This window comes from Desulfatibacillum alkenivorans DSM 16219 (assembly GCF_900142135.1).
In the GTDB taxonomy this organism is placed as follows: domain Bacteria; phylum Desulfobacterota; class Desulfobacteria; order Desulfobacterales; family Desulfatibacillaceae; genus Desulfatibacillum; species Desulfatibacillum alkenivorans.
In genome coordinates this window covers 55,001-73,870 of the sequence record NZ_FQZU01000008.1, presented here as the reverse complement: position 1 = coordinate 73,870, position 18,870 = coordinate 55,001, and the positions used below count along the sequence as shown (strand labels likewise).

The 18,870-nt window shown below is 53.3% G+C and carries 16 protein-coding genes, 1 other RNA gene and 1 riboswitch (1 of these 18 running past the window's edge); of the genes, 12 read left to right on the top strand and 5 right to left on the bottom strand.

The window, feature by feature from the left end:
* Positions 1-82 precede the first annotated feature (82 nt).
* Positions 83-203: riboswitch (cobalamin riboswitch) on the top strand.
* A gap of 139 nt (positions 204-342) precedes the next feature.
* Complete coding sequence (locus BUE18_RS08960) at positions 343-537, top strand: hypothetical protein (protein ID WP_073475001.1); 195 nt, start codon at positions 343-345, stop codon at positions 535-537.
* Positions 538-559: 22 nt separating this feature from the next.
* Here BUE18_RS08960 and BUE18_RS08955 read toward each other — a convergent pair whose 3' ends face one another.
* A complete protein-coding gene (locus BUE18_RS08955; RefSeq protein ID WP_244549300.1) occupies positions 560-1,306 on the bottom strand; it encodes an esterase/lipase family protein in 747 nt (248 codons plus the stop codon).
* Positions 1,307-1,596: 290 nt separating this feature from the next.
* Here BUE18_RS08955 and BUE18_RS08950 point away from each other — a divergent pair, with 290 nt between their 5' ends.
* Genes BUE18_RS08950 through BUE18_RS08925 form a run of 6 tightly spaced genes read left to right on the top strand, consistent with a single transcriptional unit; the run spans position 1,597 to position 7,643 of the window.
* Positions 1,597-2,958 (top strand): nicotinate phosphoribosyltransferase, encoded by a 1,362-nt coding sequence (locus BUE18_RS08950; protein ID WP_073474997.1) that lies wholly within the window; start codon positions 1,597-1,599, stop codon positions 2,956-2,958.
* Positions 2,959-3,018: 60 nt separating this feature from the next.
* The gene (locus BUE18_RS08945; RefSeq protein ID WP_073474995.1) at positions 3,019-3,972 is read left to right on the top strand and encodes a sensor histidine kinase; all 954 of its coding nucleotides are present in this window, start codon (positions 3,019-3,021) and stop codon (positions 3,970-3,972) included.
* Positions 3,973-3,987: 15 nt separating this feature from the next.
* Positions 3,988-4,716: a response regulator transcription factor gene (locus BUE18_RS08940; protein ID WP_073474994.1), complete on the top strand. Its 729-nt coding sequence runs from the start codon at positions 3,988-3,990 to the stop codon at positions 4,714-4,716.
* 36 nt (positions 4,717-4,752) lie between these two features.
* Positions 4,753-5,433 (top strand): cyclic nucleotide-binding domain-containing protein, encoded by a 681-nt coding sequence (locus BUE18_RS08935; protein WP_073474992.1) that lies wholly within the window; start codon positions 4,753-4,755, stop codon positions 5,431-5,433.
* Between the two features lie 14 nt (positions 5,434-5,447).
* On the top strand, positions 5,448-6,548 hold the full coding sequence (locus BUE18_RS08930; protein WP_073474990.1) for a type IV pilus twitching motility protein PilT: 1,101 nt from the start codon (positions 5,448-5,450) through the stop codon (positions 6,546-6,548).
* 42 nt (positions 6,549-6,590) lie between these two features.
* Positions 6,591-7,643 (top strand): type IV pilus twitching motility protein PilT, encoded by a 1,053-nt coding sequence (locus tag BUE18_RS08925; protein ID WP_073474989.1) that lies wholly within the window; start codon positions 6,591-6,593, stop codon positions 7,641-7,643.
* Here the strand turns inward: BUE18_RS08925 and BUE18_RS08920 are convergent.
* The 4 genes from BUE18_RS08920 to grpE all read right to left on the bottom strand — a co-directional run bounded on the left by BUE18_RS08920 (position 7,640) and on the right by grpE (position 12,997).
* A complete protein-coding gene (locus BUE18_RS08920) occupies positions 7,640-8,065 on the bottom strand; it encodes a PaaI family thioesterase (protein ID WP_073474987.1) in 426 nt (141 codons plus the stop codon). The genes BUE18_RS08925 and BUE18_RS08920 overlap by 4 nt on opposite strands.
* 133 nt (positions 8,066-8,198) lie before the next feature.
* On the bottom strand, positions 8,199-9,917 hold the full coding sequence (locus tag BUE18_RS08915) for an alpha/beta hydrolase (protein ID WP_073474985.1): 1,719 nt from the start codon (positions 9,915-9,917) through the stop codon (positions 8,199-8,201).
* 438 nt (positions 9,918-10,355) lie between these two features.
* Positions 10,356-12,275, bottom strand: a complete 1,920-nt coding sequence (gene dnaK / locus BUE18_RS08910; protein ID WP_073474983.1) for a molecular chaperone DnaK — start codon at positions 12,273-12,275, stop codon at positions 10,356-10,358.
* Between the two features lie 95 nt (positions 12,276-12,370).
* Entirely contained in the window at positions 12,371-12,997 is a 627-nt protein-coding gene (gene grpE, locus BUE18_RS08905) for a nucleotide exchange factor GrpE (RefSeq protein ID WP_083610883.1), read from the bottom strand.
* Positions 12,998-13,267: 270 nt separating this feature from the next.
* Between grpE and ffs the strand changes: the two genes are divergently transcribed.
* The 5 genes from ffs to BUE18_RS08880 form a co-directional block, all read left to right on the top strand.
* Positions 13,268-13,482, top strand: an RNA gene (gene ffs, locus BUE18_RS08900) — signal recognition particle sRNA large type.
* 60 nt (positions 13,483-13,542) lie between these two features.
* The gene (locus BUE18_RS08895; protein WP_073474981.1) at positions 13,543-14,622 is read left to right on the top strand and encodes a S1C family serine protease; all 1,080 of its coding nucleotides are present in this window, start codon (positions 13,543-13,545) and stop codon (positions 14,620-14,622) included.
* A gap of 13 nt (positions 14,623-14,635) precedes the next feature.
* Positions 14,636-15,874, top strand: coding sequence for an HlyC/CorC family transporter (locus BUE18_RS08890; RefSeq protein ID WP_073474980.1), 1,239 nt, complete (start codon positions 14,636-14,638; stop codon positions 15,872-15,874).
* A 303-nt stretch (positions 15,875-16,177) separates the two neighbouring features.
* Positions 16,178-17,428, top strand: a complete 1,251-nt coding sequence (locus BUE18_RS08885; RefSeq protein WP_073474978.1) for a thiolase family protein — start codon at positions 16,178-16,180, stop codon at positions 17,426-17,428.
* A 94-nt stretch (positions 17,429-17,522) separates the two neighbouring features.
* Positions 17,523-18,870, top strand: partial view of a peptide chain release factor 3 gene (locus BUE18_RS08880; RefSeq protein ID WP_073474976.1) — the 5' portion only. It continues 242 nt past the right edge of the window; the window shows 1,348 of its 1,590 coding nt (coding positions 1-1,348); it begins with the start codon at positions 17,523-17,525; the stop codon falls past the right edge of the window.

Here is an 18,870-nt window from a genome sequence, read left to right as displayed (position 1 = left end):
GCCGACAACGCCGGGCTTGCCAGCTGCATGTTTTTCCTGTAGTAAGAGCGGGTAGTAAATTTGTGCGTTAAATAGGCAATTCAGGGAATCCCGTGAGAACCGGGAGCGGTCCCGCCGCTGTAAACGGAGACAAAGCCGCTTTGAGCCACTGTCATAGATGACGGGAAGGCGCGGCTGAGAAAGACCCGTGAGCCAGAATACCTGAGTCGATTTTATAACGGCAGCCTCCGTGGATTGAGGGACAGGCCGCAAGCGAACTTGCACCTTTCCCGGCATAGCCGGGATTTTTTTTTGACGCAAGCCCCGGAGGCATTCTTCATGTGAAATTTAAGGAGAGCAAGAATGCATCTGTATTGGAAAATCTTTGAGGAACTGAAAATTCTTGGGGAATACCCCGTTTTATTGGATCCCAGCCTGAAACGCTGCTTCAAGCATTGGATGGAAACCCATCAATACTCCCTGACCATGGCCGAACAAAGGCACATACCCATGTTTCCCGCACCGGAGGCGTTTGGGGTGACGCTTTCCTTAAATTAGATCGGGGCTTTTGAGGCGTGGGTTAAGGAAGAAAGCGGCCCGTCCGCAAAAAGCTGGTCACTCGCGCTTTAACTTTTGCTTTGTTCATAAAAAAAGTGTGGTTGTATGGAAGGATCATGAAGTCGGACATGCCTTCCACTTTTGCGCGCTCTACGGAAACCTTTCCGTCGTCCTCCCCTTCCAGCCACATGGAGAACAAGGGGTTTACGCTCAGGGCGCCGGCCAGTACACCCACTTCGTAATCCACCGGGCCAAGGCGGTTCGGCGCGGACTCGGGGTCCGTGCCCAACTGCCTTCCGGCCTGGCCGTTCAAGGCGATAAACAGGGGATTGTCCTTAAGATGATCCACGACCTCGCTGCCCTTGTTGGGCGGACACAGCATGACGACTCTGCCCAGGCTTTTGGGGTGGGATTCGGCGAACATGGCCCGCACAATGATTCCTCCCATGGAATGGGTCACAAAGTGGACTTTGGGCGCGTCCCAAACACCCAGGAAGTTGAGCTTTTCCTTCACCTGTCCCGCCAACTCCTCTATGGGGAATTTGCGGGAGGGATACCCTATATTTACAACCCTAAACCCCTGGCAGGACAGGCTTTTTTCCAAAGGCCTCATGGATCGTTCCGTCCTGGCCAACCCGTGCAGCAGCACTACCGTCTCTTTTTGGGGCTCGGAATCCTTTTCAGACGCCCAGGCCTCATGGCCTCCGCAAAAAAGCAGCAGGCTTATAAAGGATAGGGCGAGAAGCGTTCCTTCTGCAATATTGGTCATCCGCAGCATGTCCGTCCAAAATATTCAAGATTGATTGATGCCTCCAAGATATTGAAAATAGAGGATAGCCTGCCCCGCCTCCTGAGTCAAAGCTTTACTTTGGCTTTAACTAAGGTCTTGCTTATAATTGCATGCGCGTGATATCCCTTTTTATTCATATGGTTATTTTTTCTATCACGCCGCGCCGCGGCTGCTTTCGGAGAGGCGTTTGCGAGGCAAAGGGCTTCATGGCCGTGAAAAATCAACAGGTAAATTGCTGAACAGAAACGCCCGTAGATAAAGGATGCCCAATGAAACAGATTAATTCCTGGGTGAATGACGCCAACAGTTCTTTGCTGACAGACCTGTATCAACTGACCATGCTTCAGGCTTATTGGGAGCTTGGCATGGAGCAGGAGTCCGTATTCAGCCTGTTTGTTCGCAGACTGCCTGAAAACAGAAATTATCTTGTGGCGGCGGGCCTGGAAGACGTGTTGCGCTTTCTGGAGAACATATGTTTTGACCAGGAGGCTCTCGAGTCGTTGAGAGCGCTTCAATTGTTTTCGGATGACTTTATCAGCTGGCTCGGCGCCTTTCGTTTTACCGGAGACGCCTACGCCATGAAAGAAGGCACGCCTTTTTTCCAAAACGAACCGATTTTGGAGGTTGTCGCGCCCTTGCCCCAGGCCCAGCTGGTCGAGACCTTTATCATGAATCAGATCCATTTCCAGACTTTGGCGGCGACCAAGGCGGCTCGTGTAATATATGCGGCTCATGGAAAAACCGTGTTGGATTTCGGCTTGCGGCGGATGCACGGAGCGGACGCCGGCATGAAAGCGGCCAGAGCCTTTTATATTGCCGGGGTGGGCGCCACCAGCAACGTTCTGGCCGGGTGTGAATACGGAATTCCCGTGGCGGGAACCATGGCCCATAGCTTTGTACAGGCCCATGACGATGAAATGGAGGCTCTGCGCAATTTCACCAAAGTGCATCCACAAACCATTTTGCTGGTGGATACATACAATCCCCTGGAAGGCGTCAAAAAGGTCATAGCCCTGGCACAGGAAATGGGAAAAGAGTTCCAGGTGCGGGGCATCCGGCTGGATTCCGGAGACCTGGCGCAACTGGCCTGGGAGTCCCGCAAGCTGCTGGATGAAGCAGGCCTTGAAAGCCTACGCATTTTCGTTAGCGGCAACCTGGACGAATACTCGTTGGAAGACATTTCTCGGGCGGATGCGCCTATAGACGGTTTGGGAGTAGGCACCCGCATGGGCGTTTCCATGGACTGCCCCACCGTGGATTTTGTTTACAAAATGGCGGCCTATGACGGCAAGGGGCGGATTAAGACCTCGCCCGGCAAGGAAACCTACCCCGGCCAAAAGCAGGTTTTTCGCCTGGAAGAAAACGGCAAGGCCGCTTTTGACATTTTGGGTCAATGGGGAGAAGAGATCTCCGGCCGCCCCTTGTTGCGTTTGGTGATGGAAAAAGGGCGGAGGCTTGCGCCTGGGGATCTGGAGGAGTCTCGCGCACATTGCACGGATGCGCTGTCCAGGCTGCCTGAGCAAATCCTCGGCAACGAGCCTGCCAGGCCCGGGTATGAAGTCCGCATAAGCCCCAAGCTGGAACAGGCGCGGCGGGAGTGCGTGCGGCAATATGCTGGAAGGTTAACTTAATCTTCGGTTCACCTGGCCGTCAATCATGTCCAGAACGTTTAACAGGCGGGATTTTTTCGCATGAATCACCCCAAATGGTTTACACACCCGGTTACAATGCTGGTCCTGTCCATCCTGGCCCTGGCAGGCTCCCTGTCTCTCTACATATATTGGTACGTGGAAGCCAGTTCCAGCCTTTACAAAATCGCCCGGATGCTGAACACGGACCCGGCCCAGTTTTCCAAACCCGGAACCTGGGTGGTTATTACGGTGTTGTCCATCTTGGTGGGGGTGATCCTTTTAGGCATTCTGACGATTTTCGTGTACACCATCCAGGCCAGAAGGCTTTACCGGGTGCAGCGAAATTTCATCAATAACTTCACCCACGAGCTGAAAACCCCGGTCACCTCGCTGAAACTTTATCTGGAAACCTTTCAAAAGCATGAACTGCCCAAGGAGGATCAGCAGCGCTATCTGGGATACATGGTCGCCGACATTGACAGGTTGTCGGATAATATCGCCAGGATTCTCAACCTGGCGAAACTCGAAAGCAAAACCTACGAGGACGAGCTGATTCTATGCGACGTCTACGCGTTTACCGAGAATTTTCTCAAGACGCATTCCCATGTTTTTCTGGATAGCAAAATCACCTTGGACAACCCTTCGGGGCACATGCTTCCATGCAGGATCAATCAATCCTTGTTTGGAATATTGTTGATGAACCTCCTCACCAACGCGATCACGTACAATGAGTCCAAGGTTCCTGAGGTCGAAATCCGTTTTGAAATCCACAAAAAAAAGCTGCACGTTGTGTTTACGGACAACGGCGTGGGCATGGAAAAGCAGCATTTTAAAAGAATATTTAAAAAATTCTACCAAATCGGCCGATCAGATGACATGTCCGCCAAAGGCAGCGGTTTGGGCCTGTTCATGACGGCCACAATAGCCCGGATTCACAATGCGCGAATCAAGGCTTCCAGCAAAGGGCTTGGGCAGGGGTCTGAATTCCGCCTGATCATGCCGTTTCGCTGGTAGAAAGGACCATTCATCATGGTGTTGCAGGACGAAGCCTCCAAACGCCGCATATTGGTTGTGGAAGATGAAGCCCACATTGCAGACGGTCTGAAACTCAACCTGGAATTGAACGGCTATGAAGTGGAGATAGCCGAGGACGGGGTGGAGGCCCTGGAAAAGTACCGATTCTGGGGGCCGGACCTCATCGTGTTGGACATCATGCTTCCCCAGATAGACGGGCTTTCGGTTCTACGGAACATCCGCTTGAACGACCAGCAGATCCCCATCCTTATCTTGTCGGCCAAGGGCGCCCCGGAAGACAAAATCACGGGCTTTTCCTACGGCACGGACGATTATCTGTCCAAGCCGTTCAACCTGCAGGAGTTCCTTTTGCGCGTGGAAAGGCTGATTTCCAGGGCCACCAAGGGCACAGCCCCGGTCTCCGCCGAAACTCAAGAGCTCCAGGTGTACCGATTCGGAAATAATACGGTCGATTTCACCACCTTTTCCGCCGTGTGCCAAAAGGGGGAAGTCAAATTGAGCGATCTGGAGGCGAAGCTGCTCAAGCTGTTTTTTACAAACAGGGGCAAGCCGCTATCCCGCAAGGAGTTATTGGAAATGGGCTGGGGCTACACCGGAGCGACCAGCACGCGGACCGTGGATAATTTTATTGTCCGGTTTAGGAAGTACTTTGAGGACAACCCCAAGAAGCCGAAATTTTTTAAGAGCTTGCGCTCTGTAGGATATATCTTTGATTTCGAATAAAACCTTAATACGGCGCGTGTATATGCAGGGGGCGACATGGTAATTAAAGCGGACATGGCAAGCAACTATCTCTTGGAAGGGTTGGGGCAGGATCAAAAATCCTGGCTGCTTTCCTGCTTTACGAAAAAAAGTTTTAAAGCAGGCGAGCAGGTGTTCCGAGAGAATGACAAGGGAGATGAATTGTTTTTTGTGGAATCCGGACGCGTGATAGTCAAGCGCTGGATCACGGAAGGCAATGTGGATAAAATCCTGCTCACGGCGGAAAGAGGCGACGTGTTCGGCGAAATGGCCTTTGTGGATTACGGCCTTCGGACGGCGACGGCGTATGCGGAAGTGGACAGCCTGATTCGCTGCCTGTCGCGCAACACGTTCAACTCGTTCTGCGAGAAATACCCCAACGCAGGCGCCAAGGCTTTAGACAACCTGCTGCGCATTCTTACGTTGCGCCTGAGGGCCACCACGGAATCCTATGTGGACGCCATCCAGTACAACGTCCAGGTGAGCGGCACGGAGTCGCTTGGTTTTCAGCACCTTATAACAAGCAGCATGACCGTGGAGGTATTGCTGACTTCGGGCGCGTCCATATACGGCACCGTGGTCACCGTGGAAAAAAGCGAGGCGGGCTTTCAGATCATCCTGCGGCAGCCCAAGGGGGGGTTGGTAATGACGCCGTATCACGCCATTGCATGCATTTATTTTGACGCTGACAAAAAATAATAAGGGTAAAAAAAATGCCGGTTTTAGACAAAGTCTTTAACGCAGCCGCCGAACATTTTGCATCCGATATTCATATTGCCCCGGGCGAGCCTGTCGTCCTTCGCATCCAGGGTCAATTGAAGCGGCTCAAAAGCGGCCCCTTGACGCAAGAGCAATGCCGTAAACTCATTCTCGAAATCCTGACTCCGGCCCAACGTAAACAACTGGAGCAAGACCTGCAACTGGACTTTGTATACGACCTGGGCGATGTGGGCAGGTTCCGGGGCAACGCCATGTTCCACCAAGCCGGCATGAGCGCAGCCTTCCGGTTCATCCCGCCCTGGATCTCCACTTTGTATGAGTTGGGGCTGCCGCCGGTGGTGGAGAAGGTTCTGGACAACCACCAGGGGCTGATATTGGTAACCGGCGCCGCAGGCCAGGGGAAATCGACCACCATGGCCGCCATGGTGGATTACATCAACACTAAACGCTCCCACCATGTACTGACCGTGGAAGACCCCATTGAATTCGTCCATCCATACAAAAAGGCCGTGGTCAACCAACGCCAGCTCGGCGAAGGCACTCTTTCCTACGCCAACGCCCTCAGGGCGGCGCTGAGGGAGGATCCGGACGTGATCATGATCGGCGAACTCAGGGATTTGGAAACCATATCCCTGGCTATTTCCGCTGCGGAAACCGGCCATTTGGTCATAGGCACCCTGGCATGCGGAAGCGCCCCCAAAACCATTGACCGGATTATAGACTCCTACCCGGCCGGAGAGCAAAACCAGATTCGCGCCATGCTGAGCGAGGGGCTAAAGGCGGTCATCACGCAGCGCTTGATTCCGAACATGAACGGCAAGACCATGGAACTGGCCGTGGAAGTGCTCATCGTCACCCTGCCCATTTCCAACCTTATCAGGGAAGGAAAGGTTTTTCAGATTCCGTCCATCATGCAGACCGCCAAACGCGTGGGCATGGTCAGCATGGACGATTCCCTGATTCAACTGGTGGAGGACGGCAAGGTTGCAGCAAGCGAAGCGGTGTTGTACGCCAAGAACGCTCATCTGTTCAACCGGTTGCTTACCAAAGAAAAGGTCGGGGCGGGCAGGTCGGAGGGGTCGCAGGCCGCTTAACATTTTAAAAGCAGGTATTTGGTTTTAATAATAGAGGACCCAATGGCTGAAATTGATGCGTATTTTCGGGAAATGAAAGACAAGGGCGCCAGCGACCTGCACATGGTCATTGGCTTTCCCCCGCTTTTGCGCTTGCGCGGAGAACTGGTCCCCACGGATCATGACGTGCTTACGCCCGAATCCAACGAAAAAATCCTGTTTGAAATGCTGAACGAAGAGCAGCAGCAACATCTTAAAAAAAATCGGGATTTTGATATGGCCTACGAAATTCCGGGAGTGGCCAGGTTCCGTTGCAACATGCTTTACCAACAGCACGGGATCGGGGCGGTTTTTCGCATCATCCCCACAAAAATCCTGACCCTGGAACAGCTAAATCTTCCGGAAGTGTTAAAAACCATCTCCGAGTATAAAAAAGGGCTTGTTCTGGTCACCGGCCCCACGGGGAGCGGCAAGTCCACCACCCTGGCGGCCATCATCAATCATATTAACGAAACCCGCTCAGGCCATATCATAACCATTGAAGATCCCCTGGAATTCGTCCATCCCAATAAAAAATGCCTTTTCACGCAAAGAGAGATAGGCACTCACGCCCACAGCTTCTCCGACGCCCTTAGAGTGGCCACCAGGCAGGACCCGGACATCATTCTGGTTGGGGAAATGCGCGATCCGGAAACCATTTCCATGGCTTTGACCTGCTCGGAACTGGGGATTCTGGTTTTCGGCACCTTGCATACCAACAGCGCCGCAAAAACAATCGACCGCATCATCAACGCCTTTCCGGCGGAACAGCAGGCCCAAACCAGGACCATGCTGTCCGAATCGCTCCAGGCGGTCATAGCCCAGCAATTGCTTAAAACGGCCGACGGCAAAGGGCGGTGCGCCGCCAATGAGATCCTTTTGGGCTCCTCGGCCCTTGCCTCTATGATTCGGGAGGGAAAAATCACCCAGATCGGGTCTTTGATCCAAACGGGAACTTCTCAGGGCATGCAGACCATGGACCAGCACCTGAAGCAACTGGTGGCGGAAGGCCGCATTACCAACGAAGCCGCTTACGAAAAAGCCCTCAACAAAACCCTGTTTGAAGGCGGAGCTTAATCAGTCGGGACGGCTGAATTCAAAGGCAGCTGATCCTTTTTCCTATACACCGTGCCTTGCAGGGAGGCGACCAAATCGCCTTTTTCGCCGGTCACGCGCATGACATAAGCAGCTAGTTTATGATTGCGCGAAATCTCATTGACCTCCGCAGTCAGCACGCCGGTTTTTACGGCCGTCATAAAAGACACCGTGACGTTGATGGCCAAAGCAAGATTTCCATGAGAGTTGGAAGCCATGGCGAAAGCGAAGTCGGCCAAGGTGAAGATAGCCCCTCCGTGCACCACTCCCGCGCCGTTCAGGTGCTCTTTTTTTACAACCATTCTGGTTTTGGCCTTGCCGTTGCAAGCCTCTATCAACTCGCACCCGCAATGGGCGGCGAACCGGTCTTGATTTGAAAACGCAAGCATTTGTTCATTGGTCATCTTAAATTGCCCTTAATCCGATAGTAAAGCCGCAGCAACCCTGTTGGAGCGCTTATTGCCGCATCCTGGATATATTGACACAGAAGCCAATGAATGCCAAGCCGGGATCAAACGGCCCAGGCCCTAAGGGGGGTCAACCGGCTTTCGCCGACGGGGAATATTGGCCGTCCCAGTCCCATACCTGGTTGATGATCCTGTGCAGCAGAGGACGCACCAGAACTTCGGCGGCCTTTCCGTACAGCAAATCCAGGTGATTCGCCCCATGGATGACGAAATCAACCAGTTGGGAGCGCTCTGGCGTGATCTCCACATTTTTCAGGTCGTCGGCGGTCTTCAGATGGAAGACCCTCTTGACCTTGTGAGGATACAGGCTGCTGAATTTAAGGTTGGAAGGCGGCGCCAAAGGGTCCGCCGTCCCAAAAAAGTGGAAGGTGGGAATTTCCGGCGGAAAATACCCCATACTCTTGGAGTAGTTCAAACGGGTGGCGTCCATGCGCTTGAAGCCTTCACCGTTGTATATGGCCTTTAAAAACTGGAAGCCCAGCCCCAAAGGCACGGATTCCATGGCTTTGCGGACGTAGTCCGTGGAAAACCTCGTGCAATCCGTATGATTTTCAGGATTCACCAAAAAATTGACGCCCCCCAGATCGCTATGTAAAAAAGCCGTGCTGATGTGCTTCAAAAGGGGCGGCTGCGAAACCATCCAAAACAACTCCCGGATGGGCACCCGGTGGAAATGAAAAATCCTGGCAAGATGGTTCAGCCACAAAGCAATAGGAAACAGCAAATGAGCGCGTTTTTCAAAAAAACGGGGGGAGCCCAGACAAATGGTCGCCCGCACGGAGGACATGCTCTTATCCACTTCCTTTTGGGAGGGTAAAGCCAGGTCCAACGCCTCTTTCTGCTCGGAGGGCATCTTCAAGGCGTCAAAATTATTACGCAGCCCCCAGGCCAGGGGCATGTGTTCGGCTATCATCCCGCCCATGCTGTGGCCAAGCAATATGCTGGGCTTGCCGCTGCTGCGGGAATGCACAAAGCGGACGACCGTGGGCAGATCGTAATCGCTCAGGGTGTCCACGGTGTAAAAGGGGTCGAATTTTCCTTCGTTGATGCCCATGCCTCTAGGGTCGAAAAGATAAGTCCAGTACCCGCGATCCGCCAGATCCTTAGCCAATGAGTACCGGTTATTGACGTTGAAGCAGTTGCTGTTGTTGGAAAACCCGGGAATCAACACCACGGAGGGCCTGTTGTCCCCGGCCGTAACGTCCTCCATGGAGCACAGCCGGCGAAACCGGATTTCCTTCCCCTCTTCCGTATAATCCCGGTAATAGACAATCTCATAGTCGCCCCGGCCGTTGAACTCCCGTTCGTCGATTTCGCTTTCAAAATAGGCCGGCAGCCGATCTTTAAGGAAGGCATCCAGTAAAATGCGCCTTCTTCGCGCCTCTTCCAAAATGGTGGAAAAAAAATAGGCCGGAACGGCAAAACGGATCTGAGAAAGATGCTTAAGCTGCTTTTGAGTCAGCATGATGACGTTTTCCGTCAACTTCAGGTTGCCCTTTTCCAACTCGTCATACAACACCGCCTTGATTTCCACTCGGGGAATGCGCTGGCCGGTGGCCCGGAAAAACAGATGATACAAGCTCAGAGCCAGCTTGCCCACGGCCATGGCCTTCAACTCCTCCCGGGTTTTGATCAGCTCCTCTGAGACCGGCAGGCCCAGTCGCAACTGGCCTTCATAAAAGGTGCTGTAATAATCGTAACCGGTGTTGACGGCCCATCCGGGAATTTCATTGAAAAGCAGACGGGAGACTCCACGGGCGGATTTTCGAAGTTGGCTGGAAATCAACATGCACTCAACCTCTTGTTTTTCATTAGAGCAAAAAGGGCTTCACGAGAAGATTGGGAGGCAACCACTATACCAAGTTATTTTACCCGGCGAACCATTGTGTGTCAATCCAAATCGCATACTATATCTTGTGCCCAAGACAAAACAAAGGCCTGAAAGGCTTCATGCGATACAGATTATCACTCCCCCCTGAAACAACTGCAAGTTATATTTAACTCCATTTAAGTCAAAAGGCAACAGTTTCGTAGCAAAAAAGTGATAACCATTTTATTTAAAAAGAAATAATTTAAAACAATCGTAGAATTAATAAGGTTTCTCAATAAAGGTTTGATAAAAAAAGAAATCACTAGCAGGTAGGCATTCAAGCAAAAAAAAGGGAAGGCCCCCGGTTCGCCAAAACGGGAGCCTTCCCCTCAACTGGAGGAGCTATGGTTGCAAGGATCAGTCTTTGACTTCCTCAAAATCCGCGTCAACAACATCGTCGTCCGGGGCTGCGCCGCCTGCCGCGCCCTGGCCTGCGCCGGGATCGCCGGCTGCGCCGGCCTGGCCCTCGGCGGAAGCCTGCTGGTACATGGCTTCAGCCAATTTGTGCGAAGCAGTGGTAAGCTCTTCGGACAGGCGTTTTATTTCTTCCACGTCCTCGCCTTCAAGGGCTTTCTTGAGCTTTTCAACGGCCGCTTCCACGTTTTCCTTAGTGGAGGCGTCTATCTTGTCGCCCAGGTCCTTGAGGGATTTTTCCGTGGCGTATACCAGGGCGTCCGCGTTATTACGCGCGTCGGCCAGTTCTTTCTTCTTTTTGTCTTCCTCGGCGTGGAGCTCGGCGTCCTTGACCATCTGTTCGATTTCCTCTTCGGACAGGCCGGAGGAAGCGGTGATCTTGATGGACTGCTCTTTGCCCGTGCCCTGATCCTTGGCGGAGACGGACACGATGCCGTTGGCGTCGATATCGAAGGTCACCTCAATCTGGGGCACGCCGCGCGGGGCGGGCGGGATGCCCACCAATTCGAAGCGGCCCAGGGTCTTGTTGCCGGAGGCCATTTCGCGTTCGCCCTGAAGCACATGGATGGACACGGCGGGCTGATTGTCGGCCGCCGTGGAGAACACCTGGCTTTTCTTCGTGGGAATGGTGGTGTTCTTTTCAATGAGCTTGGTCATGACGCCGCCCAGGGTTTCGATGCCCAGGGACAAGGGGGTCACGTCCAGAAGCAGGACGTCTTTGACGTCGCCCATGAGCACGCCGCCCTGAATGCCTGCGCCGATGGCGACCACTTCGTCGGGGTTCACGCCCTTATGGGGCTCTTTGCCGAAGATCTTTTTCACGCGCTCCTGGACGGCGGGCATACGGGTCATGCCGCCCACCAGGATGACTTCGTTCACATCGGATGCGCTCATGCCGGCATCCTTAAGCGCGGTCAGGCAGGGGCCTTCCAGCTTGTCCAGAAGGTCGGAGACCAGGGATTCCAGTTTGGCTCTGGTCAGCTTGACGTTCAAGTGCTTGGGGCCGCTTGCATCAGCCGTGATAAAGGGCAGGTTGACTTCGGTTTCCACGGAGGTGGAAAGCTCCATCTTGGCCTTTTCAGCAGCTTCCTTAAGCCTCTGGAGCGCCATTTTATCGCTTCTGAGGTCGATGCCCTGGTCCTTCTTGAATTCATCGGCCAGATAGTCGATGACCAGCAGGTCAAAGTCTTCGCCGCCCAGGTGGGTGTCGCCGTTGGTGGACTTGACTTCAAACACGCCTTCCCCGATTTCCAGGATGGAAACGTCGAAGGTGCCGCCGCCGAGGTCGAACACCGCGATTTTCTCGTCGGATTTTTTATCCAGGCCGTAAGCCAGGGAGGCCGCCGTGGGTTCGTTGATGATGCGAAGCACGTTGAGGCCTGCGATCTTGCCGGCGTCCTTGGTCGCCTGGCGCTGGCTGTCGTTAAAATAAGCAGGCACCGTGATAACGGCGTCTGTTACGGTTTCGCCCAGGTATTCTTCAGCGGCCTTTTTAATGTAGGCCAGGATGAAGGACGAGATTTCCTGGGGGGAGTATTTTTTGCCTTGCAGCTCAATGTAGGCGTCTCCGTTTTCCCCATCCACAATCTGATAGGGCAGAACTTTCATGTCGTCTTTAACTTGCTGGGAGGCAAACTTGCGCCCAATAAGCCTTTTGACTGCAAACACCGTGTTTTGCGGGTTGGTGATTGCCTGCCTTTTTGCAATCTGACCGACCAAACGTTCACCGCTGCTTGAAATGCCTACAATGGACGGAGTGGTGCGTCCGCCGTCAGGATTAGTCAGAACCTTGGGCTCCTTGCCTTCCATGACCGCCACGCAAGAGTTGGTTGTGCCAAGGTCGATTCCGATTACTTTGCCCATATTTGAGCCCTCCTTAGTATGGATAGTATTTTGTAATTCCTCGCGCCTTTTAACGTGCGCGTTTTAACGTCTTGTTCATTCCAGGCGTTTGGCTTTTAGCCCTTGCCTTTAGCGACCGCCACCAGGGCGGGGCGTATGAGGCGATCCTTTAAAAGATAGCCTTTCTGCATTTCCCGTATGACCGTTTCATCGGGATGTTCATCCGATTCCTCCGCCATAAGCGCCTGATGGTAAGCCGGATCAAATGTCTCGCCAATGGCGCTGATCCGGGTCACTCCATATTTTTCCAGGACCTTGAGGATCTCCCTTTCAGTCATCTGGACGCCGTCTAGCAGGTTCTGGGCGCAGCCGGGATCGTCGGTATTCACCGTGCACTCCATGGCCCTTTCCAGATTGTCTATGACCGGGATAATGTCCTTGATCAAGGTCTCATTGGCGTACTTCTTGAACTCATTGGTTTCCCGATCCGCCCGGCGCCTGTAGTTTTCGAACTCAGCCAGGGTCCTCAGGTACAAATCCTTATAATCCGGGGCTTCTTCTTCCTGAGCCTCCTCAGCATCCTGGGCCTGTTCAACGGCTTCCTCGGCCATTTCCTGCTGAATTTCCGCTTCGCGGGCCTGCTCTTCCATGTTACCGGCTTCCTGGGTTTCATGCGCTTCAGGGGTGCTTTCCTCAGCAGCGTCATGAATCGGCACTTTTCTAGATTGGTTCATTCGTTCCATAATTAACTTCCAACAATCGGATTTTTTAAAGATTTGCCATCGCTCGGGAACAAGATAAGACCCGCTGGCGCCTTGTCAAGTGGCATAATGCCATGGAATCACTATGTTGAAAGACTATTTTACGGGCGAGAAATACCTCCTGAGACTCATTATTAGTAAGGGGCGGCGCCTTCTTCAAATATGGGATTCTGCTTTTTTTGCCCTCAATCTCAGGAAAATTCTCAGATACACCTTGAAAATGTCGTACAGAATAGTTATCATATTCTTTGGTTGTGCTAGGTCCTTTCCGGGCTGAATTCCTCCCCGAGGTTTCCATGTCCTGGATTAACGGAACACTCGGACCGGCCGCCGCGCAACAGACGGTCATGAACCTCGTCAGGTCCGGAAGGAAGCAGCGATAAGTGGTTTAGTCTGTGTCGTGGATCGATCCCGGTCATGTAGTGTTTTTAGTTGTTCAGGAACAGACTCCAAGGGGAGGTGCACAACCTCGCACCCAACCCTTAATAGACAGGCGGAATCCGTGTTTGGAAAAAGGAGAAAAACCCATGTCCCCTGGCAGTAGATGCGCCGGGCTTCTTGCGTGGATTATCCTTTGCCTTTGCCCCCCCCTTTGTTTCGGCCTGACCGAGGCTGAGCAAACGGTCATTGACATTCACCGCGACGCAGCGCCCGGCGTGGTAAACATTACTTCAATCACGGTCCAATATAATTTCTTCTACCAACCCGTCCCCCGCGAGGGATCCGGGTCCGGCCTGATTATTGACAACCAAGGCCACATCCTTACAAACAATCACGTTATTAAAGACGCCCATCAACTGGAAGTCACCCTGGCTGACGGCAAGCATTATAAAGGACGATTGGTGGGCTCTTATCCGGACGGCGACATAGCCGTCATAAAGATAGACGCCCCGGAGGAAGTCCTCAGGCCCTTGCCTATCGGGGACTCTTCCAACTTGCAGGTGGGACAGACGGTTTTAGCTCTCGGCAACCCGTTCGGACTGGGCGAAACATTGACCACCGGCGTTATTTCCTCCTTGGGGAGATCCATATCGGGCGATGACGGCTATCTGATGGAAGGGTTGATTCAAACGGACGCCTCCATCAATCCCGGCAATTCCGGCGGACCGCTTTTAGACACATCGGGCAATGTCATTGGCATCAATACTGCAATCCTGTCCCCTAACGGAGGAAGCATTGGGATAGGCTTTGCAGTCCCTGCTGACCTTTTAAAGCGCATTGTCCCTGAACTCATAGAGAAGGGATATGTTGCTTACCCTTACTTTGGGCTGAGAGTCTTCCCTGTCTTTCCCGCGCTCGCCGAGGCCCTGGGCCTGGGAGTGGATTACGGATGCATGGTGGTGGAAGTTGTCAGAAGGGGGCCTGCGGACTTGTACGGCCTGCAAGGACCGACGAGAAAAATCAGAATCGGCAACTCGATCTTCCCTGTAGGAGGAGATGTAATCGTTGCCATCGACGACGATAAAATTACGGACGGGGACGACTTTCAACGCGCCGTCTCAAGGCATTGGCCCGGAGACGAGGTTCAGGTGAAGGTGCTTCGCGACGGACGATTTCTTGACATTCCAGTAACCCTTGGCGAGACGCCAAGAGCCAGGCGACGATAAAGGCGAGGGCTGCATGACTGTTACGCAAAATGCCGTGCTGCTGATTCTTTTTGTGGGGCTGTCCGCGTTTTTTTCCGGGGTGGAGACCGCCTTCACCTCTCTTTCCGAGATTCGGCTTCAACATCTATTGGAAAAAGACGCCAAGGGGGCCAAAAAAATCGCCGCCTTGTTTCAAAACAAGGAACGCCTGATTATAACCATCCTCATCGGCAACAACCTGGTGAATATCGCCGCGTCCTCCCTTGCGACCTCCATGGCCATAAGAATGTACGGCTCCACCGGCGTTGGCATTGCAGTAGGGGTCATGACATTTATTATCCTGGTTTTTGGAGAGGTGACCCCCAAAACCATCGCCATTGCCAAAAACGAATGGATTGCCACCAAGAGCGCCTGGTTGATCCGCGTTTTGCAGTTTCTTTTCCGGCCCGTCATTATAATCCTGGAGTTGATCGCCGTCCTCATAGCCAAACCGTTAAAATCCTCCGCCCAACCCATCATTACGGAAGATGAAATAAAAAGCGTCGTCACATTAGGCGAAGAAATCGGCGAGGTGGAGGAAGACGAGCGGATTATGATCCATAACATCTTCCGGTTTTCGGACCTGGAGGCGTATCAGATCATGACCGACCGCACCGCCATTTTTTCCGCTCCGGCTGAGTACACCGTGGAAAAAGTTGCCAAAGAGGTGGTGCTCAGGGGATATTCCCGCATACCCATTTATGAAAACAAACGGGACAACATCGTTGGCGTCCTGTACGCCAAGGACATGCTGAACGCGCTGATTTCCGGCAAGGAAAAAGCCGCCCTCAAAGAGCTCGCCAGGCCGGTCATGTTCGTGCCTGAAACCATATTGGTGGACGATTTACTCAAACAGTTCCAAAAGGAGCGGGTCCACATGGCCATGGTGGTGGACGAACACGGCGGCGTGGGCGGTCTCATCACCATTGAGGATCTTCTGGAGGAGATCGTAGGCGATATTGTGGATGAAACCGATAAGGAACAGGTTATGATCCACAAAACAGGCAAGAAAAAGGCCCTTGTAAAAGGCCAGACCGAAGTGGAGGAGGTCAATCGAGTCCTGCACCTGGGCATTAGCGAGCACGAGGACTTTGAAACCATATCAGGGTTTATTTTAAGTAAAATGAGGAAGATACCTGAACCGGGAGAGGAACTTAACATAGGCGACGTCGTCATTCGCATCACCAAGGCGGATAATCGCCATATCGAAGAAGTGGAAATCGAGAAAGTATAGCAGGGCATCCCCCCCCACCCTGGAACTTGTGCATTCCAGGCGTATGCCATCCTGTCTTCAAAAACAGAGCCTTCATTCGCCCGTTCATGCGTTTATCAATACTGAGCGTTGAACGCGCCGCGCTCGGACTTCTGCAGCCCAACCAGGACGTCTCGATCATGGCGCTGGTTTTAAAGATGCCTTGATTAAAAGGCTGATTAACTGGTATATGATTAAACTTTATTCTAATGGCTAAACGGCCATTGAGGCGCCATGAAAATATTTTAACCCCCATTTAGTAACCCCCAAAGGAGAGAGATCAACATGAAGGATGTCGTTATTGTGTCCGCATGCCGGACGGCTATTGGAAGTTTTGGCGGGACCCTGCGTGATGTGAAAGCCTGCATGATCGGCAAGGTGACCATGGAAGAGGCGATCAAAAGGGCGGGGATCGACCCCGAGATTATAGATGACGTGCGCTACGGATGCTGCATGGAACCGGCTGAAAGCCTGAACGTGACCAGGACGGCCGCTCTTCTGGCCGGCATTCCGGACACTTCCACGGCTGTGACCATCAACCGCGTTTGCATCTCGGGTATGGAAGCCGCCATTTCCGGTATGGCAATGATCCAGGCGGGCATGGCCGACGTCATCCTCTGCGGCGGCATGGAGCACATGTCCGGAGTGGAATACCGCGTGCCTAATGCTCGCTGGGGCTGCCGCCTGCAGGACGCTGAGTTTGTCGATGCTGTGATCCGCGGCCTCCATTGCGGCTCCCATATCATTCCTCACCCGGAGGAAGGCCCGGTCAACGCCGACGAACCGCCTTTGAGCTTTTTCAAGGGCAAACCTTACATCATGGGCCACACTGCGGAGTTCATCGCCCAGCATTACAACATTTCCCGCGAGGAAATGGATGAAATCGCTCTCAAGAGCCACAATGAAGCGGAACGGGCCACCAATGACGGCTCCTTCGCCGATGAAATCGTTCCCGTCCCCGTGCCCCAGCGCAAAAAAGACCCTATCATGTTTGATAAGGACGAACACTTCCGTCCCGGCATGACTGCGGAAACCCTGGCCAAGCTGCCCCCCGCCTTTGTGCCGAAAATCGGCAAGGTTACGGCTGGCAACTCCTCCGGCCTCAACGACGGCTCCACCGGCATGATCATCATGAGCGCCGACAAAGCCAAAGAACTGGGCCTCCAGCCTCTGGCGAAAATCACCGCCACCGGCCGCGGCGGCTGCCATCCTTCCGTCATGGGCATGTCCCCGGTGCCGGCAGTGAAAAACCTGCTGGACCGCTCCGACTACAAACTGGAGGACTTTGAGCTGATCGAAGTCAACGAAGCCTTTGCCGCCCAATACCTGGGATGCGAAAAGGAACTGGGCTTGAACCGCAGCATCACAAACGTGAACGGCTCCGGGATCGGCCTTGGCCACCCCGTGGGATCCACCGGCGCCCGCATCATGGTTACCTTGCTGTACGCCATGAAGAATCGCGGCAAGAACCTGGGCATGGCCACTCTGTGCGGCGGCGGCGGCGTTTCCATGGCTGTTGCACTTGAAATGATGTAGATTTTATTATAATCTGCCGATATTAAAAAGGGGGCGGTTTTCCGTCCCCTTTATTTTGTTAACCATTTAGCTCGGGGCTTTTCTCAAAAAAACAATGAGCAAGCAACAAAAAGAAGAAGTCGAACAAAGACGCTGTTTCGGAATCATCAGTCACCCTGACGCCGGTAAAACCACCCTAACGGAAAAATTCCTTCTATTCGGCGGAGCTATCCAATTGGCCGGCGCGGTCAAGGCCAGAAAAGCGGCCCGCCACGCTACCAGCGACTGGATGTCCATTGAAAGGGACCGCGGCATTTCAGTCACCACCTCGGTCATGACCTTTTCATACCAGGATTTTGTGATCAACCTGCTCGACACCCCCGGCCACCAGGACTTTTCCGAGGACACCTATCGGGTGCTCACCGCGGTGGACAGCGCTCTCATGGTCATCGACAGCGCCAAAGGCGTGGAGGCCCAGACGGAAAAGCTGATGGAAGTCTGCCGTATGCGCAACACACCCATCATCACCTTTATTAACAAGATGGACCGGGACGGCATGGCGCCCCTTGATTTGCTTTCTGACATCGAAGAAAAGCTCCAGATCGAATGCGCGCCTCTTTCCTGGCCCATAGGGGCGGGCAAAGGCTTTGCCGGGGTGTATAACCTCTACAGGAAAGAGTTGCAGCTTTTTACGGCCGGCGGCAAGACTCGTCAAAAAGACGGAATAGTCATCCAGGACCTGGATGATCCCAAGCTTGCGGAGTTGGTAGGGGAGTCCAAGGGCGAAGAACTGAGGGAGGATATCGAATTGCTGGAAGGCGCGGCCAATCCGTTTGAAATGGAGCACTACCTTTCCGGCTCTCAGACTCCTGTATTTTTCGGCAGCGCCATCAACAATTTCGGCATTACCGAGTTGCTGGACGCTCTGGTGGAAATGGCGCCCGCTCCCGGCGTACGCCCTGCCGAGTCGCGGGATGTTTCTCCCCTGGAGGAAAACTTCTCAGGCTTCACCTTTAAGATCCAGGCCAACATGGATCCTGCGCATCGGGACAGGATCGCCTTTGTGCGCATTTGCTCGGGAAAATTTAATCGAGGCATGAAAGTCATGCACCACCGCATCGGCAAGGAAATGATCATATCCAACGCCACCATGTTCATGGCCCAGGACAGGGCTAATGTGGAGGAAGCATGGCCCGGGGACATCATCGGCGTCCATAATCACGGAACCATAAAAATAGGCGACACATTCACTTTAAAAGAACCTTTAAAATTCACGGGCATCCCAAACTTTGCGCCGGAGCACTTTCGCCGCGTCATGCTGAAAGACCCCATGAAAACCAAGCAGTTGAACAAAGGGTTGACTCAGCTTGCAGAAGAAGGCGCCGTGCAGATTTTCAGGCCTTTGACCTCGGCTGACAATATTTTGGGCGCTGTGGGCGTGCTTCAGTTTGACGTGACCATGG